Consider the following 24,882-nt stretch of genomic DNA (forward strand, 5'->3'; position numbering starts at 1 on the left):
CCTTCACCGCCATCGCCGCGACCCTCATATGTCACCGCAGACTCGCCAAGTGAAATGACTTCTAAGGCTGCCAATGGGTCTACCTCCCGCACGACTTTGCCCCGTGGCCACGGTGTACGGGCAATGCGCCATGTGCCACCAGGACGGCGTGTTCGAGCCGCGCATCGGTCCGCTGTGGCGCCTCGTCCGAGAAATCGAGGGCCGTGCCGCCGAGCCGTCGGCCTGCGTGCTGGACTCCCAGGCCATCAGGACTCCCGCCGACGTGCACCTCGCGGATCAGGGCACGGACGCCGGCAAACGAATCATCGGGCGCAAGCGCCACTTCGGCTGCCGCCCCCCTCGGCCTGCTGCTGACTGCGGCAAGAACCGGCCAATCCAATCAGTGGCGCCTCACCTCACTTCCATCCGTGATTGCCGCATGAGGCATGCGGTGAACTGGTGGAGCATCATTCCGGCCACGAGGCGGACAGAAGCGCTTTCTGGCCGTGTTTCACTGCGCGGAACCTAGCGTGTGCATGTTCGATTAAGGTGATCATGCCCCGAGCAGTGGCCCAGACCACCACATGATCGATGGGCGCAGCGCGACCGGCTACGGGGCGGCTCCCGTACGCCGAGCTCAACCTCAGGGGGGGTCCTGTGCATTCGAAGCGTGCCGTACCGAAGAGACGCATTCCGGCAGCCGACCTGATCGCGGCTGCGGCCGTGGGGGAAGTCACGTCCACGGTTCACAGTGGCTCGGCCTTCAGGTTCCACAGCTACTACGACTCTGGCGGCAACGGCGCACACCGGAACACCGAGTCCACCATCCAGCGCGCCAAGATCGCGAATCACCTCAAGGAATTCAACGCCGCGGCCCAGTCCGCCAATGAGGCCGCTGTCAGGGCGAAATCAGCCTGAACATCCGTTGCCGTCCGCGTCAGCCAGCCATCGGTGATTGTTGCGGCGGTGTGCTTCCTCCGCCGCGGGTATCAGCACTCGCTGCTACCTCCGGTCCCTTGGCCTCGCCGGGATGGCTGCGGTCGGCATCCCCCACACCACCCTGATCGCCGTCAAGGAACGGATCGCCAAGTCCTGCTCCGACGCGCCCTTGGAGCCGGCGTCAGCCACATCACCTGGCAGTTTCCTGACCGAATCGGCCGCGCTCGGTCCGCTCGGACAAAGCGCCGGAACACCAATCGGCACCGCAGTCGTTGTCGGCGTCTCGTTCCACATCGAGCGGCCCCCCGGTCCTCGACCCCCTGGCCCTCGGCGCGCCCCCTGATCCCGTCCTCGCACCGGCCCGCTCGCCCTTTGCCCCCGTCCTGACACACCACCACCACGCTCATTCCGCGTACCCGCACGAGAGGAACAAATCGTGGCAGACGAACAAGTGCTCAGAGCCCAGAAGTGGGTGAACGCCACCTACAAGGGCGTCGCCGGTTACGTCGCCTGTCCGGAGGACGGCCACACCGGCTGGGGGACCATGTACTCCCTCATCATGGGCCTCCAGCACGAGCTGGGCGTCAGCCCGGTCGTCGCCTCGTTCGGCCCGGGCACCTACGCCAAGTTCGACGCCCTCGGGACCATCGGCTTCAACTGGGACAAGAACCGCAACATCGTCGCCATCCTCCAGTACGGACTGTGGTGCAAGGGCTACTGGGCGGTCGAGCCGGGCAGCGAGGGCTGGTTCACCGGTGTCACCCGCGACGCCGTGGCCAAGCTCCGCGGCGACATGGGCATCGGCGGCGATGGCGTGATCAACGCCAAGATGGCCAAGGCCATCCTCAACATGGACGCCTACGTGATCGTGGCCGGCGGCACCGACGGCATCCGCTCGATCCAGCAGTGGCTCAACGGCCGCTACTGGGACCGCAGCGCCTACTACATCGGGCCGTGCGACGGCATCTATTCGCGCGACGTCCAGAAGGCGCTGGTGATCGCCCTCCAGTACGAGTTGGGCATCGCCTCGCCGAACGGCAACTTCGGCCCCGCGACGCAGTCGGGCCTGCAGAGCCACACCCTCGCCCAGGGTGACTCCGGCGTCTTCGTCCAGCTCTTCTCCGCCGCGTGCCTGTTCAACTCGCCGACGTACGACAGCGACGACAACCCGGTCACCACCACGTGGCGGTCCAGCTTCGACTCGGGCCTCGCCGAATGGGTCTCGGTCTTCCAGAAGTTCAACAAGCTGACGGTCAACGGCCGGGGCGACTACCAGACCTGGTCGCAACTCCTCGTTTCGATGGGAGACCCGGATCGCCCGGCAACCGGTTCGGACACCCGGTTCGAGATCACCGCCTCGCGCGCCAAGTGGCTGTACAGCAACGGTTATCGCTTCGTCGGTCGCTACATCTACGACCCGCCGAACTCCACGCTCGACAAGGAGATCAAGCCGGGCGAGCTCGACACCATTTTCGCCGCCGGCCTGCAGGTGTTCCCGATCTACCAGGACAACGCCCGTCAGCTGTCCGACTTCACGTACACCAACGGCTACCAGCACGGCCTCAACGCACACAAGCACGCCTCCGACTACGGCTTCAACCGGGGCACCACCATCTACTTCGCCGTCGACTACGACGCCACGGGCGAGGAGATCGAGAGCGCGGTCGTGCCGTACTTCCAGGGCGTGCAGGCGGCCCTGGCCAGCCAGGGCAAGAAGTACACGCATGGCGTGTACGGCTCACGCAACGTCTGTACGATCGTCAGCAATAAGACGTTCGCGCGTTTCTCCTTCGTCTCCGGCATGTCCTGGGGCTTCTCCGGCAACCTCGGCTTCCCGATCCCCAGGAACTGGTCCTTCAACCAGATCAAGGAATTCAAGGTCACCAACGGCACCGACACCTTCGACCTGGACCGCGACGTCGCCTCCGGACTCGACCGCGGAGTGTCGTCGGTCAACGACAAGGGCGGCCCGGCGGACGACTTCATCGCGTACGTCCAGAAGCTGTACGACCTCGCCGGCGCGTACGGTGCCACCGGCCAGAAGCGCAGCCAGCTCATCATGGAGTACATCCGCCACTACGCCTACGGCAACCGGGGCACGGCCAACAAGCTTGGCTGGTGGTACCTGATCGGGTCGTACGACTCCGGCTTCGTCGACTACTGCGACAACCACGGCATGAGCATCAAGGGATCGTTCACCGACCCGTTCACCGGCTACCAGCTCGGCTCCGAGCACATGATGGCCACGGCCAACGCCCACCTGCTGACGAACCAGCCGGACAACAAGAAGTCCGCGAACGGCGGCGACGTCGGCGGCTGGGCCGGTGACCTGATGACCTTCTGGGCCGACTGGCGCAACTCCGAGCAGCAGTACGCGGACCCGCTGAAGTTCGCCCACGACAAGCTCGGCGTGCCCGGCGTCGCCTCGTCCTTCGGCTTCGACGACCTCATCGAGGACGCGGACGGCTATCTGCTCGCCAGGGCGGTGCTCGGCGGCAAGAACATCGTCGACGCCGTGAAGGACCACTACAACGGCTCCGGCGGCCTGACCCGCTTCAACGCCTACTTCACGGGGCGCTGGGGCAACGCCTCCGACTGCAAGGACTCCGCCCACAACGCGCTCACCGCGCTCGACGGAACCCTCTCGGTCGCCCAGGCGTACCTCATCACCGGCGCAGGCGCGGTGCTCCCGTCCGACTACCAGAACCTGCCGGGCGGCTACGACAAGCTCAGAAACTTCGAGCAGGGCTTCGTCGACGCACTGCTCGCCCGCATGGGAACGGAGAAGCGGCAGCTGTCCGTGTACAAGGAGAACCACGCGCGCTACCTGAAGGCGGCGCGCGCCCGCTCGGGAAGCTGACAGCAGCAGAGAGCCAGGCAGAAGGCATGAGGGCATGAAGGCACTAGGACTCCTCACGGTCATCGCCGTGCTCGGCGCATGGCTGGTGTGGAACGCGTGGAACGTGTTCCGCCTCGTCACCGGCGTACGGGACGGCTCGTGGCGGCGCGCCATGTGGTGGACGCGCCTGTTTTCCGTCGCGCTCTTCGCCGGTGCCGCCGCATGGATCCGAGGCCTGTTCGCCACCGGCCTGGACACCCGCAAGACCTGCCTCTTCGTCCACCACGAGCGATACGACGAGGCGTACCGGCGTACCCACGACGCCGAATTCGACAAGATCTTCCCGCTGCACAACATGTGCAACGCGCACGCGGACCTGGTTCCCGCTTGGGTCAACCCGACGATCGCGGTCTGCGGGATCGTGGCACTGGCCGCCGCCGCGGTCCTTCTGTGCCTCGTCATCGCACACGCCAGCAGACTTTCCCCACCTGCGAGAAAGGAGCACCAGTCATGACCTTGACTGGTCTGTCACGCCGCCGCTTCATAGGCGCCACGTCCTCGGCCGCCGCCACCGCGGCGCTCATCAACATCGGTGGTGCGGGTACGGCAGTGGCCGCCACGGGCAAGCAAGCCGAGCCCCACGCCTGGAAGGTAAGAAAGTCCCGCAACGGCTGGCCTGTCCTCGCGCAGGCCCCCAGCCACCGCATCGAGGGCAGCAGCCAGACGGTGCGTCTGGCGGAAGGCGGCGCATCGGTGATCCTCCTCCATGTCGCCCGCCGCTTCCACTACGAGATCGACTCCCTGCGAGCGGGGGACGTGCACGGCTGGACGGCCGACGCGGAGGTGACGCAGCCCTACGAATCGAACCATCTGTCGGGCAGTGCCCTGGCGATCCGCCCGCTCTGCTATCCCAGCGGCTCGAAGGGCAACTTCTACCCGAACGAACTGGTCGTCATCCGCGACATCCTCAGCGAGCTCGACGGCACGGTGGCCTGGGGCGGCGATTTCGAGGCACCCAAGGAATCCCACTTCGAACTCACGCTCCGCCCCGGCCACCCCCGCCTCAAGGGCGTGGCCCGCAAGATCCAGGGCTGGCAGGCGGGCCCCGGCAACCAGGGCGCGGGCACGATCGACGCCTTCGACCCGCACCGTCGCAAGGCGGCTAGCGCGTTCGAGCGGCGCACAGCGAACTGAGCCGGCTCTGAGCCGGAAGTTGGGGGCTGGCCAGGCCACCGCCCACAAGGGTGACGACGGAAACGAGGGGGACGGCGATCGACAGCAGCCCTGAGTCCCCCTGGCCCGGGACCCCCACCTTCTGTGCTGGCGGGTTCCAGCCCTCTCGTCGGCGTTCTTCGTCTCCACACTGATGTCTTTCTGCTAGGGCGTGTGCAGGAAGTGCTCTAGCTTGGCTGACGTGAGTGCGCGGGGGCGGAGTTATCGATATGTCGGACCGGCCGGGCTGAAGGCCGCGGTCCAGCCTGGTGACGGCGGGCGTCGGATCGGCTCGGCGGTTGACTTCGGTAGCTGGGTCGTGGAGCAATCGGCGGCGGAGCTGGCCGAACCGTTCACCTTCGTGGTCGGTGTGGATGGTGTGCTTCGGCTTGCGCCGCGGCGAAGCGAGCACGTGGCCTGCGCCGGCGGAGGCATGGTTCTGAGTGCCGGTGAGATCAGCTTCATGCGCGAAGCAGACCGGTGGACCGTGAGCGAGGTCAGCAACCAGTCCACCGGGTACTGCCCGGATGTCAGCTCCTGGGCGGAGGTCGCCCGTGCTCTGGACGTTGTAGGGCTCCAGCGGCCTTCCGGCTTCACCCACGAGATCGTGTTCCGGCGGTGTCCCGACTGCCAGGAGCACAACGTCGTGCGTGAGGACGACTTCGTCTGCGTCTTCTGCGGCAGCGATCTGCCCGCGGCGTGGAACGTGGATCCCACCGCGTGACGGCCGATAGTCACAGCCGCTCGTTGATGGCAGCGACGAGAACGGTCGTCTCGTAGCGGACCGTGAGCTTGTCCTAGCGCGTGGCGACAGCGCGGTGTCTCTTGAGGCGGTTGATCCCGCACTCCACCGCATGGCGCCGGTTCTTGCGGCAGGCGTACGCCTGATAGGCATGAGAGTTGGCCAGTTGGGCCAGTGGGCAGGGGCCAGAGCGAGACGTCTGGGATATACGCGAGGCGTTCGAAGGGGGCGCCGCGGCAGCCGTGCGCTCCAACGTGTGGTGGAGGTCGCTTCCTCAGGTGCTGAACACGGCGTTGCGGCGGAGTTGTTGTGTGCACCAGCGGAAGTGTCCGTCGTGGTCGTCCAGGCCGAAGAGGTCGTAGGTGGTGAGTGCGTATGCGGCCTGATAGGCGGTGAGGGTGGCCGGCGAGTATCCGAGTTCGCGGGCGAAGAGCCGGGTGAGTTGCGCGGTGTGCTCCGCGGCGTGCGGCCCGTACATGTCCCAGATGGCGGCGGTGACGGCGGCCTCGAAGGCCGGGTCGCCTGCGGTGGTGTAGAAGCCGAAGTCCAGGACCGCGACGGGTCGGCCTGCCGAGTCGACGTGAATGTTGGGCGGGACGAGGTCGCCGTGGATCGCCGTCACCGGGGCGTCGGGCAGCGAGTGGAGTGTCTCTCGCGTGCGTTCAACTCCCACGTCAAAGTCCGGCACGTGGGCTGCCAGGGCACTGCCGTGCCGGGCTGCGGCCCGGGCGACCAGTGCAGCCAGGGCGGTGCGAAAGCAGTCGTGATCGCGCCACAGCGGACGGTCGTCACCCTGGACGGTCAACTGGCGCATGGCGTTGGTTGCGGGCACGGACGCCAGGCCACGCAGAACGCCAAGGAGCGCGTCGCTGTGATGGGCGGACACGCCGCGCTCAAAGTCCGCCTGTGCTGAGTCGACCCGCATCGAGACCCCGGGCAGCTCACGCTCGTACGTCACCAGGACGCCCTGGTGATCCTCAACGTCCAGGATCTCCGGAGTGGAGAACGGCAACGGGTGGCGCGCAATGTCCGCGTACACCTGACGGGTGAGCTCGAAATCGGCTGGTGGCCGACTGCTCCACACCTTGGCGACCCGGCCCCCGCCCAGCCGGTAGACGACGCCCTCAACCCCAGCGCCGATACGGCGCACACCCGTGTGCCCGCGCTCGGCGAAGTAGGCAAGCCATCGGTCCGTGAGCGGGGTTTGTGCCTCCGGGATCTTCTCCATGCGCTTATTGGACCAGCAGCCGCACCGGCATCACTTGGCGTTCTTGTACTGCACCTTGCCCGCATGCCGAGCGAGGCAATTCACTGGGCCGGAGCCGGGTCGGACGACGGCTGCCACTCCCGCCTGAGCAGCCCGTAGACCCACGAGTCAGAGACCTCGCCGTTGACGATGCAGTCTTCCCGCAGCGTCCCTTCGCGCACGAAGCCGAGCTTTTCCAGCACGCGGGCAGAAGCCAGGTTGCGTGTGTCGGTCTCGGCTTGGACGCGGTTGAGGTCCAGTGTGTCGTACGCCCATCGCAGCAGGGCGCGTGCGGCCTCGGTCGCGTAGCCGTGCCCCCACGCCGCATCGTGGAAGCAGTAGCCGAGCGATGCGCTGCGGTAGTCCGGATTCCACCTGGTCAGGCTGCACCAGCCGATGAACATCCCGTCGGAGTCACGATCTACGGCCAGCCGCGCCCCGGTGCCCTCCAGTGCCATCTGCCGGCAAGCCGTGATGAACTTCTCGGCACGCCCGCGTTCGCTCCACGGCGGCGCGTCCCAGTAGCGCAGCACGTAGGCGCTGCTGTGCAGTGCGAAGAGGCCGTCCGCGTCGGCGTCGTCGAAGGCACGTAGTCGAAGGCGAGCTGTGTGCAACGAGGGGGTGGGCAGCGACGTCCTCACGTTCCCTCCTTTGATCGGTGGCTGGTCCATCAGACATCCGATGCAGGTCACTCGCAACGGATTTCTTCGGCCTGATCGTTGAAGACCTCCTCTGCCCGTCGCCGGAGCCGTGCGTCGTCGAGGCCGGGGAGGGTTGTCGGGGTTCAGAGGGCGGGGGCGAAGGGTTTCCAGTGTCCTTCGGAGACGACTTCCACACTGCTGCCGGTGACTTTGATGGCGGTGTCGTCGTCGATTGCGTTGGCGGGGCCTGCGATCTGGGCGGCCCATCGTTGTGCGGCTGCGATGGTGTTTCCGGGCAGGTCGGGGTGGTTCAGGGGGGGTCAGCACGAGACTTCCGGCGCTGAACCCCACGTAGACCCTCTCGGTCAGTGATGGCAGGAGGTCGGCCAGTCCGGACTGTGAGTAGAAGGTCGCGTTGAGCCGCGATTTCGAACTCTCAGCAAAGGAGCGCGGCATCCTCGCTGATCACCTCGTGTACGACCGCTCTTACGCACCCCCTCACCTGCTCCGCCACCACCTGCGAGAGGACGTGTGGGGTGGCACCGACCCGGGGACCGTCCTGCACGCCTGGGCCGGCGGCCGCCGGCCCGCCGGCATTCCGCCCGACTTCACCGCGGTCATCGACCGTCACGCGGTTCACGCCGTCGTCCTGGACGACTTACATCGTCGGCTGTTGACGCGGAGCAAGCGCACCGCGTTCCCCGCGGCTGCGCTCAGGCGGGCCCTGACCGGCGCATCAACGCCACGGCGCTGAGAGCCCGTTGTGCTCCCGGCCGGGCGCCCGGTCCGGTATGCCTGGGGCGCCACGTCCCGGAGGGTGCGCATCCTGCTTGCCCCGGTGCGGCCGGGGCGGGTGTGGTGCCGGGGCGGGCAGCGCCCGGCCTGGTGATCAGCTCGTGGCGGGGTGGGTCGGGTTCCTTGTTTCACCCTTCGGTGCGGCGGACGGCGACTATCGCGCTCAGGTCTCTCGCCAACGGCAGGTCCACGGTGCGCAGAGCGGGATGCTGGAGCCAGTACAGGCGGGCGGTGTCGGTGTGGCCGGCGTGGGAGGGCGGCCATGTCCGTGAGGGTGTGAAGTCGTCGACGACCAGGACGCCGCCGGCTTCCAGTAACCGTTCGGGGTCTGCCGCGTCTGCCGCACCGCCCCCCTTGGCTTGGCCGCCGCCGTCGAGGACGAGCAGGTCGTAGGGGCCGTGGGCGTAGACCTCTGTCCAGTCCGCGCACACCACTTGTACCTGTGGCACGTCGGCGAAGACGTCGGCCGCCACCTTGGCCCGTGCCGGATCCCGCTCCACGCTGAGCAGTTCGATGTCCGGTGCCGCCCCGCTGGCCAGCCAGGCCAGGCCCACTCCGCAGCCGGTGCCGGTCTCGGCGACGGCGGTGCGGGCCCCGCCGGCCAGCAGCTGGAGCAGTCTGCCCTGCTCGGGGCGGCAGGAGTAGCCGAAACCATGCTGGCGGGCGGCGTGGACGGCGCGCTCGACGAGCGGTGGCAGCGGACCGGTGTGGGCGTTGTAGGCGGCAGTGCCATCCATCGACATGGCCGCCAGTATGGGCTCACCGAAACCCGCCCGGGGCTGGAACGGTCTGACCGGCGCGGCCCTTGGCGGTGACGGCCGGCAGCAGCTGCAGTCTTGACCGGCGCGGTTTTCACCGCCCTGCCGAGAGGATCTCCCGGCAGCAGCCCGGCGGCCTGTCCCAGAAATGGCTCTTCACCCAAGGCGAACCGGCGTCTACCTGAAGGCATGGCCGGCTGGGCGGGCGTTGAAGGCGGCGAGGAAGGGGTCAAGTGTCAGGCCTGGTGCCCCGGTGGTGCTCGGCCTACAGTCACGGGCGCAGGTGGTGAGGCCCTGGTTGAGGAAGATGGCCTGCCCTTGACGTCTGACCGCTTCGGCTCGGTGAGTGCACGATGTGGCCGTAAGGTTCGTTGACGATCGGCGTGTACGGCTGGATGTGGCCGCACTCGATGTCAGCCATGATCGGCACGTTCAGGGAGCTGAGAGCATCGTGGACGGCTTGTGATGCCAGACGACAGTCCGGGAGCCACCAGTCCGGCGGCCGTTGACGCCGTGGGTCCCCCGTCGTCGGGGAGGAGTTCAAGCGGGGGGCGCGGTTGGAGACCATATGCCGAACCACTGCTCGGCCCCGTATGCCTGGAACCGTTCCCGTTCGGCGAACCCGAGCCTCGCTGCGAGGCGCATCGAGCGGGTGTTGGCAGTCTGGGTATAGAGCACCACCGGCTCGCCGGGCAGCGCGCCGGCGAACCAGTCGAGGGCTGCTGTGCACGCCTCGGTGGCATATCCGCGTCCCCATGCCTGCGGCAGGAACTGGTAGCCGAGTTCGGTCCTTGCGGCCTTTCGGCGGTGGTTGTTGTCCGGCGCCTCGGGGGCATGGAATTTGAGCTGGATGGTGCCGATCAGTGCTCCGGCGAGTTCGACGGCGAACCAGCCAGGGTGCCGCCCGGGTACTTCAGGCATCTTGCGTTCGAGTTCGTCACGTGATTGAGGGCCGCCGAGGTAGGTTCCTACCTCTGGCGAGGCGTTCAGCTCAATGACCGCAGCACGGTGCCGGGCCTCGGACTCGCGCAGTACGAGCCGCTCGGTCTTGATCGGGGCAGGTGGCCAGGGGAAGGGTCTGGGATCGGTCACGCCGGCCAACCTAGCCAGCAGGTTCGACCGCGATCAAGACGCGCGAACCGGTCATGCCGTCGGCACGGGGCCTCCTCCTTCCCAACGGGAGGAGCCGGCAATCCAACGACCCCTCCTCACCGGTTGGTGTCCGCTCTTACCCCACCCCGGCTCGTGCGCTCGAACCCATGTCCCGGCTCCCGATATCCCGCGCGCAGCGTCCGCAAGTTCACCGGGCTGCGCCTTCAGAAGAACGCGAACTCGCGGCGGAGACGGCGACAACGGCTCCGCATTCGTGGACGCGTGGCTTCCGCGGCCTTGCGCGAAGCCCGCGATCTGCGAGTGCGCAGCTATCAGCCGGCGGGTGTCTGCTTGCTCATTGCTCACTCAACCCAAGGACGGTTTCTCCGTCGTGAGCCGCCTGGTCACGAGGGTGCTGAGCGACCAGTACGGGTGGGCTTCGCAGGGTACGCGCGGGAGGAAGACTTCACGCGTCCGGGGCGCGAAGCAGACCCCGCCCCCGAACGAGCCCGGCGCTGTCACCGGCGGTCGATAGGGTGACCGTCGTGATGGTGGGCAGCGAAGAAACCCGGCTGGTCGTCCTGCGCGGCAACAGTGCCTCGGGGAAGTCGTCCGTCGCGGCCGGCCTGCGCGATCGGTTTGGCCGTGGCCTGGCCCTGGTCGGCCAGGACAACCTCCGCCGCGTCGTGCTGCGGGAGCGCGACCGGCCCGGCGCCGCGAACATCGGCCTGATCGGCCTGACCGCCCGCTACGCCCTGGACGCCGGATTCCACGTGGTGGTCGAAGGCATCCTCTACGCCGACCGCTACGGCGACATGCTCGCGCAACTGCGCGCCGACCACCGTGGCCCGACCCACGCCTACTACCTGGACGTGCCGTTCGGCGAAACCCTCGTCCGGCACGCCGCCAAGCCGATCGCCGATGACGTCAGCGAGGCGCAGCTGCGCGACTGGTACAGGGCGCGCGATCTGCTGCCCGGCGGCATCGAAACCGTCATCGGCGCCGACAGTGCTCTGCACGAGACCGTCGACCGCATCATGAACGACACCGGCCTGGCCCACCTGCCTGCCATGGATCGCTGACGCCACCCTTGCGTCGGCCCAGTGCGCACTCCTCTCGCAGGATTGCCGTCTGCGGTGGGCGTCGCCGAACCGCGTGGGAGCAAACGCAGTAGCCGAACACCTCGCGAAGCCTTCGAACGCCCCCGAACGTCCTCCACGGACCCGACGGTATCTGGCTGGATACCGGCTCCGACTGCCCGACCTGCGGGAACATCGCGGCGGACCGGGTGCGGGGCCTGCCGACCCGTGTGGTTGACCGCAATTCTCCCCGAGATCTACGCCAGAACCGGGAACGACCGACAGATGCAGGCCACTTCGGGAGTCACCCGGCTGCGGACAGCAGTCGAACTGTCCGGCAGACACGACAACCGCCGGCACCAGTGTGACGGCGCTCCCGGCGGTGGCCGGGCGTCGTTGGGTTACTCGTGCGGCTGAGCATTCACTGGGAGATGCGCGTCACCGCTGTCCGTGCCCAGGCCCGCGAGCAGGTGCAGTCCGTCCTCGGCGGGGCTGCCGGGGGCTGCGGACAGCACGAGCAGTTCCATGCCTGGCTCGTCCGGTAGCGGGAAGTTCTCCTGGTGCAGCTCCAGGGGGCCGACCAGCGGGTGCCGGTAGGACTTGCGTCCATGGGTGCGGGCACGCACGTCCGCGCGAGCCCAGAGACGGCGGAAGCGCTCGCTGCCCATCGCCAGTTCTCCGATGAGCGAGGCCAGTCGGGGGTCCTGGGGGAATTTCCCGGCGGCCAGACGCAAGTGCCCGACCACGTCGAGGGTGCAGTTGTCCCAGTCGGCGTAGAGGCCGTGCTCGGCCTCCTCGAGGAAGATGTGCCGGGCTGTGTTCAGGCCCGGGACCGGCCGGCCGAAGAGGAGCTTGGCGAGACGGTTTGCGGCGAGGACGTCCAGACGGTGGTTCATGATCAGCGCGGGTGCGCCGGCGACCAGGTCGAGGACGCGCAGCAGTTCCGGCCGGACTCGCCCGCTCGGTGCCTTCGCGCGGCGGCGGCGCCGGCGGGCCAGCCGGTAGAGGTGCTCGTGTTCGGTCTCGTCGAGGCCGAGGACGCGGGCGAGCGCGTCGAGAACCTGCTCGGAGGGCTGGGTGGCACGGCCCTGTTCCAGGCGTACGTAGTAATCGACGCTGACACCGGACAGGTGCGCCACCTCTTCACGGCGTAGCCCTTCGACCCGGCGGCGGCTGTCGGTGGGGATGCCGACGGTCGCCGGGTCGACCCGGGAACGCCGCCTTCGCAGGAAGCCCGCAAGATCATCCATCTTCCCAGTATGGCCTGGGCGGTGCCTGTGTGGGTGGCCCTGCCATTACCAGGAAGTCCCGTCCGATGGACAAGGAGCCCCTGAACGCCGGGGTGCTGCGACGCCCAGGATCGAAGGCACCGATCCGAAGGAGTTGTCATGAAGACGCTGATCGTCTACGCCCACCCGGAGCCGAAGTCGCTCAACGGCTCGCTGAAGGACCTCGCGGTGTCCAGCTTGGAGGCCGCCGGGCACGAGGTGCGGGTGAGCGATCTGTACGCGATGAGTTGGAAGGCGGTCGTGGACGCCGCGGACTACGGCTCCAACGCCTCAAGCCCGCTGAAGGTCGCCCTGGATTCGGGCCGGGCCTTCGACGCCGGGACGCTCACCCCGGACGTCCTCGCCGAGCAGGAGAAGCTGCTGTGGGCCGACACGATCGTCTTCCAGTTCCCGCTGTGGTGGTACACCATGCCCGCGATCCTCAAAGGCTGGGTGGACCGGGTGTTCACCTACCACTTCGCGTACGGCGTCGGCGAGCACAGCGGCACCAAGTACGGCGAGCGCTTCGGTGAAGGCACCCTCGCGGGCAGGAAGGCGCTGCTGTCGGTGACCGTCGGCGGCCCGGAGTCGCACTACGCCGCTCGCGGGATCAACGGCCCCATCGACGATCTGCTGTTCCCGATCCAGCACGGCATCCTCTACTACCCGGGCATCGAGGTACTGCCGCCGTTCGTGTTGTACGGCGCCGACCGGTTGAGGGACGAGGACTACCCGGACGTCGCCAAGGCCTGGCAGCAGCGCCTGCTCACCCTTGATTCGACCGAACCGATCGCGTTCCGGCGTCAGAACTTCGGCGACTACGAGATCCCCTCGCTGCACCTGAAGGAGGGACTGGAGCCCGCGGGCCGCACAGGCTTCGGGCTGCATGTGCACGGCTGACTGTTGCGGCCCGGAGGTTGTTGACGCTGGCCGTACGGGGCCGGAGTGGTCGGACTTGCTCCGCGCCGGCGGCGCCGTGACCCACCGGGAGGCGTGACCCACCGGGAGGCGTGAGCCGCCATCTCGCGGTTGCTTCGGCGCTGATGGACCGGAACAGGTCGCCGGCCGCTGGGAGTGTCAGGCGTGGTCCCTTGTGGTCAGCGATCATGCAGCACAGAGGTCCGTCCTGTCGACGTCCACGGGCCTGCCGTGGGCGTCGGTGGGACGCTGGGAGCGGGAGACCACTGTCATCAGCGAGAACTGAGGGAGTTTCAGCCGGCGCGCAGGTGTGCCGTTCGCCCCACTGACGCGCAGCCACACTGACGGCGAAGAGGTCTCGGCCCGCTCTGTGAGGACGTACTTCTGTCGCCGCCCTGTCGGGGCAGCCCGCCGATCGAGGATCCCCCGTTCGACCAAGCGTCGTAGCCGGTCGAACGGTTCGCTGGCCATTGGCAGAACGGGATATCGGTTTTCGACGGCCGCGGGCCCTTGATGGAGATCTTTGAATTCGATCCTGTCCGCAGTCCAGTGCGCCGGTTAATAAGGACCGGGAGATTCCTTCGAGATCATCGTGGGCCTGTGCCGCGAACTCCTCGAAGCCCAGGTTTCCGATGCTCGGGTTCGCGTGGACCTCCTGGAGGCTTGCAGGAATGATACGGAAATCACGACCGAATTCGGTGAGTTGTTCGTCGTCCTCTTCGTTCGCGCATTCCTCCCGCGTCAGCGTGGTGACCGCCAGCAGTGGGTGGTTCTCGGTTTGCATGGTTGTACGGTCGGCAAGGTCGATGAAGTGGACGTCTGCTTTGTATTGTTCGTCTCCCAAGGGCTTCGTCAGCGCCGCCGTGACGACCTGCCACGCCTGGTCGTCGAGGTAGCCGGTTCTGACGACCAGGGCACGAACTCATCACGGCCCGTGACGGCGGGCAGCGCTCTCATGAATTCTTCTCCTCGGTAACGATCGGTGAGGTCGCCCGACTGTCTCATGGCCGTTTCCGAGGGCGCGGGTCTGGGGGAGGCAGGACACCACCGTCCTTCCTCTGGGCACTGCAGGTCCCGGCGGGCCCTGCGCGCCCGACCCGCGGCGAGCCCGAAGCACCGGCCTGCCGGGCGATCGAGGAACTCGGGCGAGCTGTTCGTACGGCGTTCATCCGTAGCTATCCCGCGGATGCCGACTCGCGCCGAGAGGCCAACGCCGGCAGCCGGGGGAGCGGATAAGCAATGCCGTCACAGGCGTCGGCGCCGCTGGCGCACTCCGTCCGGGCGGCGGCTTTCGCGGCGGACGGTTCGGCCTGCGGCGGGTGTTCCGCCTCGCCGGTGTCGGTGTAGGCGTTAGGGATCCGGTAGCTCGACTTCGTACACACCGTGTCGTCGTGTACGAAGCAAGGTCGGACTGCCCATCGAGATCAGGGCCGTTCACCGTGACGGTTGCCGGTCTCCCGTTCATGCTCATGCAGGGAGCGGTCCATCACTTTCCGGGCCGATCCGCCGTTCGGCATGCTGCGTTGCCGCGCGTTACGTACAAAATGCCCCTGCCTACCGCCCAAGAGCGACGCTGTCCACGGCGAGGCCCAGACGCCCGGCGGGGGTGGTGTTGCGTATGGCTGCCGTCAGGTGGAGAGGGCGCGGGCCACCTGCTCGATGGTGGTGCTGTCCACGGGCGCGGTACCAGTGAGGGTTCCGGCGAGTGCGCGGGCCAGAACGGTCGCGGCGCTGATCCGGGTGTCTTCCTGTTCGTCTCCGGTGACCTTTGCGATCACGGCGTCGCGCACCGCCTGTGAGATGTCCAGACTCCCGAACAGCTCGGGGTAGGACAGCATCATCAGGCACACGCCGACGTTGGCGGCCAGAATCGACTGTCCGGCCAGTTCGGGTGCCAGACGCAGCCTCCCGGCGTCTCCGCAGCGCCTCAGGGCTTCGAGAAGGAGGTGCTGGGCCTCCTTGACCGCCTGCGGCTTGGGTTCGCCGCTGGGGGTGAACATCAGCCGGTACAGGTGCGGGTTGGCCAGTGCGAACGCGACGTGACTGTCCCATGCCGTCCGCAGGTCCGCGACGGGATCGGCCGTGCGGGGATTGCGTCTCTTGTTGGCCAGGAAGCGTTCGAAGCCGAGATCGGCCACCGCTGCGAGCAGTCCCTGCTTGTCCCCGAACTGGCGGTAGATCTCCGGGCCGCCCACCTTGGCGCGCTCGCAGATGGCGCGTGTGGAGATGGCCGGCGCGTCACTCTCGGCGAGTAGCTGCGTGGTCGCTTCCAGGATGCGCTCTCGGGCCGTCGTCATGCACACATGTTAACAGTGGATGCTAGTTCCGCTTACATGCGTGACCTGGGAACTTGTGCCGTGAAGGCGGGAAAGTCTCAGCCTGATACCGAGCCTGACGCTAACGTCGATTACGAGATGTGTTAGCGTCGCCAACGTCATGGGGTGGCCCCGGCTACGACGCGGGGTGATCGCTCGCGCCTCATGGCACGGCATCCGGCCCCACATACGAAGGTGGTTTCCCCCGTGGCTACGACGACCCTGCGCGAACTGAACGGCTTCGACGAGACCCCCGCCTCCCTGACCGACTCCGTAGTGGTCCTGGTCGACTTCCAGAACACCTACACCGGTGGCGTCATGGAGCTGGACGGTCACGCCGAGGCCGTCGCCGAGGGCAAGAAGCTCCTCACTGCCGCCCGCGAGGCCGGCGCCCCTGTCATCCACGTCCAGGACAAGGGCTACGACGTGGAGTCCGAAGGCGGAAAGATCATCGCTGACGTCGCCCCCGTGGACGGCGAAGGCCGAGTCATCAAGTCAGTCCCCAACGCCTTCCACAACACCGACCTGGCCCAGCGGATCGAGAAGACCGGCCGCAAGAACGTCATCCTGGCCGGGTTCATGAGCAACATGTGCATCCTGTTCACCGCCCAGGGCGCCTTCCTGAACGGGCTGCACCCAACTGTCGTCGCGAACGCCTGTGGCACCCGCGCCCTGTCCACACGCGTCAGGGGCGGCGGCACCGCCCTCACCGCGCAGCAGATCCACGACAGCGCCCTGGCGACGATCATGGAACTTTACGGGGTGGTGGTCTCCTCGGTCTCCGACCTGTCGTAAGACACCTTCCTGCACGACGCACAGGGCGTCCGGGCTTCAGCTCGGGCGCCCCTTTTTGTTCCTGCATCCGAAATCATTCCGTCCGGTTTTATGTGTTCGCATAGCACCCATGTGTGATCCCTGTGTCATCTACTCCTATTTGCCGACCAGTTGAGGCAGTAGCGTCTTTTTCGTCGGGCGCGACAAAAACCCGTCATCTCCGACCTCGGCGGAATGCCCCGGTCGGAGACGTAAAAACGCAGCTGGGGGAAACAGCACGTGACCACCCGTAGAAACTTCATCGGCGCTGCAGGCACCGCCGCAGCCGCCACTCTCCTGACCGGCACCGCCTCACAGGCGGCACACGCCACGGCTGCCGAGGCGGCCACTCCCGCCGGAAACGGCACCGCAGCCGCCGACACCACGACCGCGAGGAACAACATCCTCCAGGTCGACACCGACATGCGCACCAACTACGACAAGCTGCGGGCCAACGTCCTCCAGCAACTCGGTCCGGTCATCGTCGTGGAAAACGGCATGCAGGGCGGTAAATACACACTGGTTCACCAGGGCCAGCAGTTCATCGAAGAGCCGATCTCGCCAATCTTCCAGCTGGCGAAATCCATCGCCCACGTCTCGCTCGGCATCTTCTCCGTCATCGCACCGTCCCTGGACCCCAAAGTCCCGGCGGGACAGACCGACATGGACGCCCGCGACCTCCAACTCGTCGCCTACGCCGGACCCTCGAACACGGAATGGATCACCCCGCTCCAGGCATTCGCCACCGACCTCGACGCCGCACGACGCACACTGGAGGACGCAGGTCTCCCCGTCGACCTGAAAACGTCCTGCGCTCACATCCTCGACGCCGGCCTGACCTACATCAACGAGATCACTCGGCGTCGTACCTTCGACATGCCCGGATTCCAGAAGTTCACCGGGAAGATCGCCGACGACATCAAAACGAATATGTACTGGGCCGCGAAAGTCCAGATCGAAGCGGTCAAGGACCTGTTCGGGCGCTGGAAGGACAAGGTCGGCGCGGACGCCTGGCACGAGCTGTACGTAGTCGTCCTGTCGATGTGGACGACGTCCGAGCTGAACCAGAACTCCATCATCATCAAGCACCTGATGGACAACGGCATGGTCGACAGCCACCTGATCGACCTGGTCTGCGAGGCGCCTTCCCTCCCCAACGCGGTCCACGTCGCACTCGACAACCTCGCCCGCATCGTGATGGACAACATCGCCGCCGAAATGGTGTTTTCCAAGGATCAGCAGCTGGCCGACGCCCTCAAGGGCAAGCCCGACCTGCTCAGCCAGGAAATCCTCACCCTCCTCGGTGACACGAACGCAACCGCGAACGCAGCAGCCCTCAACGCCTGCCCCTTCCACACCAAGACGAAGGCGAAGCAGGCCCTCATCAACGCCTGACCACCCGGGCTGCCGGGGACACCCCTGGCGGCCCGCAACACCAGCGGCTCCCCCTACCTGCTCACGGGGGGAGCCGCTGCCATGTCAACGGGGAAGAACTTCATGCGCACCTCGACCACACTTCACGCTGCCCGCGCCTGGGCACTGGCCGGACTCATACTCCTGACCGTCAACCTACGCGCCGCGATCACTTGCATCGCGCCCCTGCTCACCGACCTCCAACACATCTTCCACCTGGGCGCCTTCACCACCAGCCTTCTGACCACACTTCCCATCCTGTGCCTCGGCGTGTTCGCGGCCCTGGCACCACCCCTCAGCCGCCGCATCGGCACCGAAGGCGCCATCACCCTCGCTCTCGCCCTCATCACCACCGGAGTCCTTCTGCGCACGATCCCCTCCGCACTGGCCCTGTTCGCGGGGACTGTGCTGGCCGGAGCCGGAATCGCCATCGGGAACGTCCTGCTGCCCGTAGTCGTCAAACAGCACTTCGCCCACCGCGTCGGTTCCCTCACCGCACTCGCCATGACCCTCATGGCCGCCTCCGGCGCCATCGCCGCCGGCCTCGCCGTCCCCCTCGACCGCACCGCGGGATGGCGCATCGCTCTCGCCGTATGGGCCATCCCTTCAGCCGCCGGAACCATCCTGTGGGGACCCCTCGCACGCCCCGGAGACGGGAAACGCCGTAAACGCCCCCAGCGCGCCCATGGCCCCACCGTCAGCCGCTCCCCGCTCGCCTGGGCCGTCGCCGTCTTCCTCGGCCTGGTGTCGCTGACGTTCTACGCCCTGGTGTCCTGGCTGCCCGACATCATGCAGAACACCGGCGTGCACCCCGCACAGGCCGGAACGATGATGTCGGTGATGCTGCTCATCGGTATCCCCATGGGCTATCTCATCCCCGTCCTCGCCGCACGGCTCGGAGACCAAAAGCCCCTCGTCATCACCATCGCCATACTGAAAATCACCGCACTCACCGGCATCCTCCTCGCCCCGCAGAGCCCATGGCTGTGGGTGATCCTGCTCGGCCTCGCCACCGGCAGTGCCTTCCCGCTGGCCATCACCCTGCTCACCCTGCGCTCCCCGGACCCGCAGACAGCCGCACAACTGTCGGGCATGGCCCAGACCGGCGGATACCTCCTCGCCGGCGCGGGGCCGCTGACGATCGGTCTCGTCCACAGTGCCAGCGGCGGCTGGGCCCTCCCGCTGCTGCTCCTGCTCGGCGTGGCCGTACCGGAGGCAGCCGTGGGAATGAAAGCGGCACGAAACGGTTTCGTTGTTGGCGCTCCCGAGCTCCCACAGGACCGTGTCCGCATACCTGCCGCTCACACCTGAGCCCCCGACCGCGACACACAGGGAGACGAAAACCCGCCCACATCCCGTATGTGACCCGCCCCGACGCCCTCGTGTCGGTGGCCTATGAAGAGTGGTTCTGGGTCACTTTCAGTGCCAGGGCCACGGAGGGGACATCGAAACCGCGATCACGAACGGCCGTGAGTGATGTGCTCCTCCCGGATCTGTGGTTCCAACAGGTCTGGTCCCTCGTCTCGTGGGTGGTCTGCCACGCCACCACGCTGCACGCCACCTCCGTGACGTTCGAGGGCCGGCACTGGAGCAGCACTGCCTCGGACCAGGGCTTGACGCGTACGGCACCGGGGCCCGGGGCGGGGGTCGCCTCCCGGCCGGGGGCAGGGGCGCCGGACGCCTCGACAATGACGGTGACGCGGGCAATGCGCACGTACGGCCTGGCAAGGCCTCGGCACTGGGCAACTATGCCTGGACGGGGCGCTGGACCTTTATCGACTGAAGAAGACCTACCGCTACCCACACGGCGAACATGGACGAGCCGCCGTAGGAGACGAACGGCAGCGGGATGCCTGCCACCGGCATGATTCCGAGCGCCATGCCGATGTTCTCGAAGGACTGGAAGGAGAACCAGGCGACGATCCCGGCGGCGACGATCGTGCTGTACAGCTCGGACGACTCGCGCGCGATCCGGCAGGCCCGCCACAGGATGACCCCGATCAGGGCGATGATCAGGATGCCGCCGGCGAAGCCCAACTCCTCGCCGGCGACCGTGAAGACGAAGTCGGTCTGCTGTTCCGGGACGAACTGACCGGTGGTCTGCGTCCCGTGGAAGAGCCCCTGCCCGGTCAGCCCGCCAGAGCCGACGGCGATCCGGGCCTGGTTGGTGTTGTAGCCGACGCCCGACGGGTCCAAGCTCGGGTCGGCGAAGGCCGCGAACCGGTTGATCTGGTACGCGTCCAGCAGGTGGAGCTGCCACACCGCGATCGCCCCCACGGCTCCGACGGCGAGCAGCCCGAAGATCCACCGGATGGACGCGCCCGAAGCGAGCAGCACGCCGAGAATCGTGACGGTCATGACCATTGTCGAGCCGAGGTCCGGCATCATCATCACTACCATGATCGGTACGGCGGCCAGTCCCAGCGCCTGGATCACGGTGCGACTGTCGGGGTACGGCCGGTCGCCCGCGTCGACCTGGGCCGACAGCAGCATCGCCATGCCCAGGACGATCGAAACCTTCACGAACTCCGAGGGCTGGAGCGAGAATCCGCCGCCCAGCACGATCCAGTTGCGGTTGCCGTTGATGGTCGCGCCGAGCGGGGTGAGCACGGCCAGGACGCCCACGAGGGACAGGCCGTAGAGGACCGGCACGGCGTTGCGCAGGGCGCGGTGGCCCAGCCACAGGGTGCCGATCATCAGGGCCAACCCGATACCGAGGTTCATCAGGTGCCGGACCAGGAAGTAGTACTGGTCTCCCTGGTTGATCGTCGTGCGGTTGCGGGTCGCGGAGAAGACGAGCAGCGATCCGATGCACGACAATCCGAGCGCCGACAGCAGTATCGGCCAGTCCAGCCGACGCACCATCGAGTCCCGCGCGAACAATCGCTTCCACCGGGGCCGTTCGGGCCCGTACCCCCACACCGAGAAGCTCTTCACGCTGGTCATGTCAGCCGCCTCCGGCGCTTCGGGCTGTCCGTGCCGGAATCATAGCTGCGCGGTTGCGCAAGTCAGCAAATTCGAGAACAGGGGCATGTCGCCCCGATCTTGACAGGCGGGTCTTGCCGTGTCGTTCTCACGTGGCGCGGGGTGGTTCTACGGGTCATGCACGGCAACCGGTTTGCCTGACCTTGTACGTCTTCGGGTCGGTGACCGACACAGTGTCGGAGTTGGTGCGTGGGACGTAAGTGCGTGCTTTCGAACCTCCTTCACAGCTGAGTTAGGCGCTCTGCTCTGCCTGGGTGCCCTGGTCGGGCTGACATGCCGCCCAGGCTGCGGCGACCAAGGGGCGGTGTACGTCCGCCCTTCGGATGCAGACGCCGATGGCGAGCCGATCTGGTACGGATGAGGCGGTCACCTGGCGAAGTCTGGCGCGGAGTCCGCTGTGTTGCAGGACAAGATCGGGCACGATGCCCGTGCCGTAGCCCAGAGCGACCAGGGTGAGCAGCGCTTCATGGCCGTCGGTCTCGGCAGCGATGCGCGGACGGATACCCAGGTCTCGGAACCACTGGTCTGCGGCAGCGCGCACGAGTCCCTGCCGTGGCAGGACGAAGGGTTCCGCCGCGGCGGTGAACTCCTCGCCGGTCAACGCTGGACCGGCCTGGACGAGGACGAGCGGGGTCTGTGTGATCTGCCGGGCGAGCACGGTGGCGGGAATCCGGGGTGGGAGGGCTGCGACGGCAAGGTCGGCCTCGCCCTGGTCGAGCAGGGCAAGGGCGGCCGCGGCGTCGCCTGTACGTAAGGAGATGCGCACGCGCGGGTGCGCGTCGCGGAGCGGGGTGAGCAGGTCGGGCAAGAGGGTGTGGCATGCGGTGACGGAGGCGAACACCCGCAGGTGTCCGCTGAGGTCGTCGTCCGCTGAATCGTCGATGCGGTAGCGGGCCCAGAGGTCCAGGGCTTCGGCTGCGTAGTGGCGGAAGGCGCGGCCGTGTCTGGTCAGGCATACCCCGTGAGGGCCGCGGTCGAGGAGGCGATGGCCGGTGGCGGCCTCAAGCCGCTGCACGGTCCGGGACAGCGTGGCAGGGCTGACGTGGCAGTCAGTCGCGGTGCGGGTGAAGCTGAGCGTCTCCGCGAGGTGGAGGAAGAGCCGGTACTGGTCGTGGTCCTGCACCTTTCACCTTTCGCAATGCAGCGGTGCGTAAGTTGCCGTTGCCGTAGGTCCTGTGGGGAGCCTACAAACGGGGCATGCCACGAAGCGACACCACGCGTCTCCGCCCCGTCTGGTACTTCTCTGAATATGCGCCGGTCGGCATCGACTTGGGCAGCAAGGCCGCAGTCGCCGCCTACGACCGGAACCAGGGCACTGACCCGCATGCTGATGACGCGCTGCTGGACCGCTTGGGCGTCAGCGAAGGCACCCAACTGGTCGATCTTGCGTGCGGTACCGGCTCACTGGCCGTCCAGGCCGCACGGCGCGGGGCAGTCGCGCACGGTGTTGACGTTTCCGAGGAAATGCTGGCCTTCGCCAAGGCGCGGGCCGATCGGTTCGGTGTTGCACCGCAATGGCACCATGCCGGTTTTCTCGACTACACCCACCAGGGCCCTCTCGCCGACGTGGTGACCACGAAGTCGGCCTTGCACCAACTCCCGGACTTCTGGAAGCAGCAGGTGCTGATCAACGCAGCCGGGATGCTTCGTCCCGGCGGGACCTTCTACTTGTGGGACGTGATCTTCAGTTTCGAGCCCTCCAGCGCAGAGACACACCTGCAGCAGTGGATCGACACAGCAGGCCGCCCGGACGGCGAGGGCTTCACCAAGGCCGACTTCGAAGCCCACGTCCGAGACGAGTTCTCCACCTACTCCTGGATTGTCGAGGGCATGCTGCAACGAGCCGGGTTCGACATCGTCTCCCGCGCCTTTCCCCGTCCCACCCATGCGGAGTTCTGCTGCCGCCGCCGGTAGCCGCTCACACCACGCCTCGTTGGCACAGGCTCAAGAATCGGCCGGCGCCGGTTTCCTCGGCCAGCTGGGGGTGGCGCCTTTCCGGGCGAGGCGCCTGGTCATGAGAGTGATGGCGGCCCAGGTGATCAGTGTTTCGGAGTGCTGGATGAGCTCCAGCTCGTAGCGGAGCTGTCGTACGGCACGCTCGTCCGTGTCCAGGTCGCGGGCGGCCATCCCGATAACGCCGCCTGTCTGATCACGACGAAACCGCACAGGCGTGGTCAGGTGTCTTCGGGATCCAGCTCGAAGGTGAAATAGATGCTCAAACAGTAGGGCTCGTCCTCGTCGTGGAAGAAATCCCACGACACGTCTGTCAGACGGATGTCTTGTTCCCGCACCCACTCATGGGCCTTCTTGAAGGCTTCCGCGGTAGTCGTGGCGGGGAACAGCTTCCTGGCCACGGGATGCACCCCAGTTTCAGCGTCCGAGTCGTCGAAACCCTCCGGAACGTCCAGGCAGAAGTCGGGATGCAGCACCATGGGGCGCGCCCTTTCCAGTCGGTTTGCCAGTACGAGTCGACAGAGGCTGATCCTCTGAGGACTGCGTCAGGTAAGACTGCCGCACTCCCGGGAAGGGTTGCTTCTGCCTACCCGGCGGCGAGGTGGCGCGCCCCTACCCGCCCGAGCTTCGTGAGCGTGCGGTGCGCATTGTCACGGAGATCCGTCCCGACTGCCCGAAACCGAGTGGGCCGTGATGAAGGCAGGCGCGGCGAAGTTGGGTATCGGTGCGGCTGAGACGGTGTGGACCTGGGTCCGGAAGGCTGAAGTCGACGCCGGCCGGCGGCCCGGCGTCACGTCCGGGGAGGCCGCGGGGATCAAGCGGCTGCGGGCCGAGAACGCCGAAATGCGGCGGGCCAACGAAACACTCCGGGTAACCCTGCGGGTGCCCCGCCGGCACGACCGAGAGGCGGGCGGCGTCGGGCGAGTTGGCGGAGGGGTCGCGCGCCGGCGTCTCGGTCCGCTCCGGACGCTCCCCCGAGTCCCTGTGGCTGGGCTCGCGAGGGCGTTCTCCCTCGTGACCGTGACGCGGCCCGTGCCGGAGGGCCCCCTGGCCGTACGCCGGGCCGCCCACGTGGGGCCGGTCGGCCACCGTCGCCGTCGTCTCCGTGAGGAGTTCGGCGACCGGGCCCGGCCGCCCATTCGACCAGGTCGAACCTGTGCGACCCGATCTCGGCGAACGCCCGTGAGGCGACGCCGGCCGCCGGATCCACCCGCCAGTCCTGGAGGTGTGACCGTTCAGGAGCTGCCAGGCGCCGAAACCGCTCGCCGCGATACGGGTCCGGAACTCGCGGACCATGGGGTGGTAGTGGTGGATGAACGGCACGGTGACGATCCGGCCCGCCGACTCGGCCGCGTCCACGAGGAGTTGCGCATCCGCCGCGATCGTCGCGACGGCTTTCTCGCACACGACGTGCTTGCCGGCCCGCAGGCGGCGACAGTCTGAGCGACGTGCAGGTGGTTGGGGGGAGACGTGGACGACGTCGATCGTGTCGTCGCTCAGGACGGCATCGAGGTCCGGGTATCCGACATCGACCTGCCAGCGTTCGGCCGCCGCGAGGCTGCGCTCGGCCGTGCAGGACAGGAGGCCGACGACTCGGCCCCGCTCGCGCGTGCGCTGCCGGCGCCAAGGACGGCGACCCGCAGGCACTGGGTGCGCCAAGCACGTCACCGCGGTCGAGCGGAATTGGGTGCAGTTCATCGTGGACGGTGCGTTGGCGATGGCCGACTTCACCGCCATGCCCCAGGACGACCGGACCCGCTGGGCCGACGAGTTCCGGATGCTGCCCGGTGAGACTCTGGCTGGCGTGCTCGCTGACCTGGACGCCACGCAACCACTGTCGAGGCGACCGTGGTTCGATTCGGGCGCGCGTTGGCCGGCCTGCCGGTATCGCTGCA

Annotated in this window: 23 protein-coding genes and 3 pseudogenes; 13 read left to right on the top strand and 13 right to left on the bottom strand. The window is 67.3% G+C overall.

The genetic code is table 11. The annotated features are described in order from the left end of the window. The first annotated feature begins 636 nt into the window (after window positions 1–636). From ABD355_RS42770 to ABD355_RS42790, 5 genes are all read left to right on the top strand, one after another. Window positions 637–897: a hypothetical protein gene (locus ABD355_RS42770; RefSeq protein ID WP_344406740.1), complete on the top strand. Its 261-nt coding sequence runs from the start codon at window positions 637–639 to the stop codon at window positions 895–897. A 457-nt stretch (window positions 898–1,354) separates the two neighbouring features. Next, a complete protein-coding gene (locus ABD355_RS42775; RefSeq protein WP_344406741.1) occupies window positions 1,355–3,778 on the top strand; it encodes a glycoside hydrolase domain-containing protein in 2,424 nt (807 codons plus the stop codon). A 34-nt stretch (window positions 3,779–3,812) separates the two neighbouring features. Continuing rightward, on the top strand, window positions 3,813–4,271 hold the full coding sequence (locus tag ABD355_RS42780; protein WP_344406743.1) for a hypothetical protein: 459 nt from the start codon (window positions 3,813–3,815) through the stop codon (window positions 4,269–4,271). After that, the gene (locus tag ABD355_RS42785) at window positions 4,268–4,951 is read left to right on the top strand and encodes a hypothetical protein (protein WP_344406744.1); all 684 of its coding nucleotides are present in this window, start codon (window positions 4,268–4,270) and stop codon (window positions 4,949–4,951) included. The genes ABD355_RS42780 and ABD355_RS42785 overlap by 4 nt, the downstream gene beginning before the upstream one ends. A 220-nt stretch (window positions 4,952–5,171) precedes the next feature. Next, window positions 5,172–5,693 (top strand): hypothetical protein, encoded by a 522-nt coding sequence (locus tag ABD355_RS42790; protein ID WP_344406745.1) that lies wholly within the window; start codon window positions 5,172–5,174, stop codon window positions 5,691–5,693. A gap of 10 nt (window positions 5,694–5,703) precedes the next feature. On the opposite strand, the pseudogene ABD355_RS44820 reads toward ABD355_RS42790, so the two are convergent. The 3 genes and pseudogenes from ABD355_RS44820 to ABD355_RS42800 form a co-directional block, all read right to left on the bottom strand. Next, window positions 5,704–5,829: pseudogene (locus tag ABD355_RS44820) on the bottom strand (IS5 family transposase); the annotation flags it as partial. 156 nt (window positions 5,830–5,985) lie between these two features. Beyond that, window positions 5,986–6,939: a phosphotransferase family protein gene (locus ABD355_RS42795; protein ID WP_344406746.1), complete on the bottom strand. Its 954-nt coding sequence runs from the start codon at window positions 6,937–6,939 to the stop codon at window positions 5,986–5,988. Between the two features lie 80 nt (window positions 6,940–7,019). After that, window positions 7,020–7,628, bottom strand: coding sequence for a GNAT family N-acetyltransferase (locus ABD355_RS42800; protein WP_344406747.1), 609 nt, complete (start codon window positions 7,626–7,628; stop codon window positions 7,020–7,022). 385 nt (window positions 7,629–8,013) lie between these two features. On the opposite strand from ABD355_RS42800, the gene ABD355_RS42805 reads away from it, so the two are divergent. Further along, complete coding sequence (locus ABD355_RS42805) at window positions 8,014–8,352, top strand: hypothetical protein (RefSeq protein ID WP_344406748.1); 339 nt, start codon at window positions 8,014–8,016, stop codon at window positions 8,350–8,352. 169 nt (window positions 8,353–8,521) lie between these two features. Here ABD355_RS42805 and ABD355_RS42810 read toward each other — a convergent pair whose 3' ends face one another. Together ABD355_RS42810 and ABD355_RS42815 are read right to left on the bottom strand one after the other, a co-directional pair. Continuing rightward, complete coding sequence (locus ABD355_RS42810; protein ID WP_344406749.1) at window positions 8,522–9,136, bottom strand: O-methyltransferase; 615 nt, start codon at window positions 9,134–9,136, stop codon at window positions 8,522–8,524. Window positions 9,137–9,691: 555 nt separating this feature from the next. Further along, entirely contained in the window at window positions 9,692–10,243 is a 552-nt protein-coding gene (locus ABD355_RS42815; protein ID WP_344406750.1) for a GNAT family N-acetyltransferase, read from the bottom strand. A 548-nt stretch (window positions 10,244–10,791) separates the two neighbouring features. Here ABD355_RS42815 and ABD355_RS42820 point away from each other — a divergent pair. Continuing rightward, window positions 10,792–11,325 (top strand): AAA family ATPase, encoded by a 534-nt coding sequence (locus tag ABD355_RS42820; RefSeq protein ID WP_344406841.1) that lies wholly within the window; start codon window positions 10,792–10,794, stop codon window positions 11,323–11,325. A 398-nt stretch (window positions 11,326–11,723) separates the two neighbouring features. Here the strand turns inward: ABD355_RS42820 and ABD355_RS42825 are convergent, their stop codons facing one another. Next, window positions 11,724–12,572: a helix-turn-helix transcriptional regulator gene (locus tag ABD355_RS42825; RefSeq protein ID WP_344406752.1), complete on the bottom strand. Its 849-nt coding sequence runs from the start codon at window positions 12,570–12,572 to the stop codon at window positions 11,724–11,726. A gap of 138 nt (window positions 12,573–12,710) precedes the next feature. On the opposite strand from ABD355_RS42825, the gene ABD355_RS42830 reads away from it, so the two are divergent. Then, window positions 12,711–13,490 (top strand): NAD(P)H-dependent oxidoreductase, encoded by a 780-nt coding sequence (locus tag ABD355_RS42830; protein ID WP_344406754.1) that lies wholly within the window; start codon window positions 12,711–12,713, stop codon window positions 13,488–13,490. 646 nt (window positions 13,491–14,136) lie between these two features. Here the strand turns inward: ABD355_RS42830 and ABD355_RS44825 are convergent. Both ABD355_RS44825 and ABD355_RS42840 read right to left on the bottom strand, forming a co-directional pair. Then, a pseudogene (locus ABD355_RS44825) lies at window positions 14,137–14,421 on the bottom strand (DUF6924 domain-containing protein); the annotation flags it as partial. A gap of 715 nt (window positions 14,422–15,136) precedes the next feature. Continuing rightward, window positions 15,137–15,805 (bottom strand): TetR/AcrR family transcriptional regulator, encoded by a 669-nt coding sequence (locus ABD355_RS42840; protein ID WP_344406757.1) that lies wholly within the window; start codon window positions 15,803–15,805, stop codon window positions 15,137–15,139. A gap of 225 nt (window positions 15,806–16,030) precedes the next feature. Between ABD355_RS42840 and ABD355_RS42845 the strand changes: the two genes are divergently transcribed. The 3 genes from ABD355_RS42845 (at window position 16,031) to ABD355_RS42855 (ending at window position 19,360) form a co-directional block, all read left to right on the top strand. Then, window positions 16,031–16,618 (top strand): isochorismatase family protein, encoded by a 588-nt coding sequence (locus tag ABD355_RS42845; RefSeq protein ID WP_344406758.1) that lies wholly within the window; start codon window positions 16,031–16,033, stop codon window positions 16,616–16,618. Window positions 16,619–16,876: 258 nt separating this feature from the next. Continuing rightward, entirely contained in the window at window positions 16,877–18,031 is a 1,155-nt protein-coding gene (locus ABD355_RS42850) for a twin-arginine translocation signal domain-containing protein (protein WP_344406759.1), read from the top strand. Window positions 18,032–18,112: 81 nt separating this feature from the next. Beyond that, window positions 18,113–19,360: a CynX/NimT family MFS transporter gene (locus tag ABD355_RS42855; RefSeq protein ID WP_344406760.1), complete on the top strand. Its 1,248-nt coding sequence runs from the start codon at window positions 18,113–18,115 to the stop codon at window positions 19,358–19,360. Window positions 19,361–19,795: 435 nt separating this feature from the next. Here the strand turns inward: ABD355_RS42855 and rodA are convergent, their stop codons facing one another. Beyond that, the gene (gene rodA / locus ABD355_RS42860; protein ID WP_344406761.1) at window positions 19,796–20,995 is read right to left on the bottom strand and encodes a rod shape-determining protein RodA; all 1,200 of its coding nucleotides are present in this window, start codon (window positions 20,993–20,995) and stop codon (window positions 19,796–19,798) included. 271 nt (window positions 20,996–21,266) lie between these two features. Further along, on the bottom strand, window positions 21,267–22,157 hold the full coding sequence (gene ilvY / locus ABD355_RS42865; protein WP_344406763.1) for an HTH-type transcriptional activator IlvY: 891 nt from the start codon (window positions 22,155–22,157) through the stop codon (window positions 21,267–21,269). A gap of 74 nt (window positions 22,158–22,231) precedes the next feature. Between ilvY and ABD355_RS42870 the strand changes: the two genes are divergently transcribed. Further along, the gene (locus ABD355_RS42870; RefSeq protein ID WP_344406764.1) at window positions 22,232–22,948 is read left to right on the top strand and encodes a class I SAM-dependent methyltransferase; all 717 of its coding nucleotides are present in this window, start codon (window positions 22,232–22,234) and stop codon (window positions 22,946–22,948) included. 30 nt (window positions 22,949–22,978) lie between these two features. On the opposite strand, the gene ABD355_RS44830 is transcribed toward ABD355_RS42870, so the two are convergent. The 3 genes from ABD355_RS44830 to ABD355_RS44835 form a co-directional block, all read right to left on the bottom strand. Continuing rightward, the gene (locus tag ABD355_RS44830; RefSeq protein ID WP_425585865.1) at window positions 22,979–23,161 is read right to left on the bottom strand and encodes a hypothetical protein; all 183 of its coding nucleotides are present in this window, start codon (window positions 23,159–23,161) and stop codon (window positions 22,979–22,981) included. A 47-nt stretch (window positions 23,162–23,208) separates the two neighbouring features. Continuing rightward, on the bottom strand, window positions 23,209–23,466 hold the full coding sequence (locus ABD355_RS42880) for a hypothetical protein (protein ID WP_344406766.1): 258 nt from the start codon (window positions 23,464–23,466) through the stop codon (window positions 23,209–23,211). Window positions 23,467–23,599: 133 nt separating this feature from the next. Beyond that, the gene (locus ABD355_RS44835; RefSeq protein ID WP_425585870.1) at window positions 23,600–24,685 is read right to left on the bottom strand and encodes a Gfo/Idh/MocA family protein; all 1,086 of its coding nucleotides are present in this window, start codon (window positions 24,683–24,685) and stop codon (window positions 23,600–23,602) included. Here ABD355_RS44835 and ABD355_RS42895 point away from each other — a divergent pair. Continuing rightward, window positions 24,597–24,803: pseudogene (locus ABD355_RS42895) on the top strand (mycothiol transferase); the annotation flags it as partial. The gene ABD355_RS44835 and the pseudogene ABD355_RS42895 sit on opposite strands and share 89 nt — an antisense overlap. Window positions 24,804–24,882: the final 79 nt, after the last annotated feature.

The organism is Streptomyces longisporus (assembly GCF_039532765.1).
In the GTDB taxonomy this organism is placed as follows: domain Bacteria; phylum Actinomycetota; class Actinomycetes; order Streptomycetales; family Streptomycetaceae; genus Streptomyces; species Streptomyces longisporus.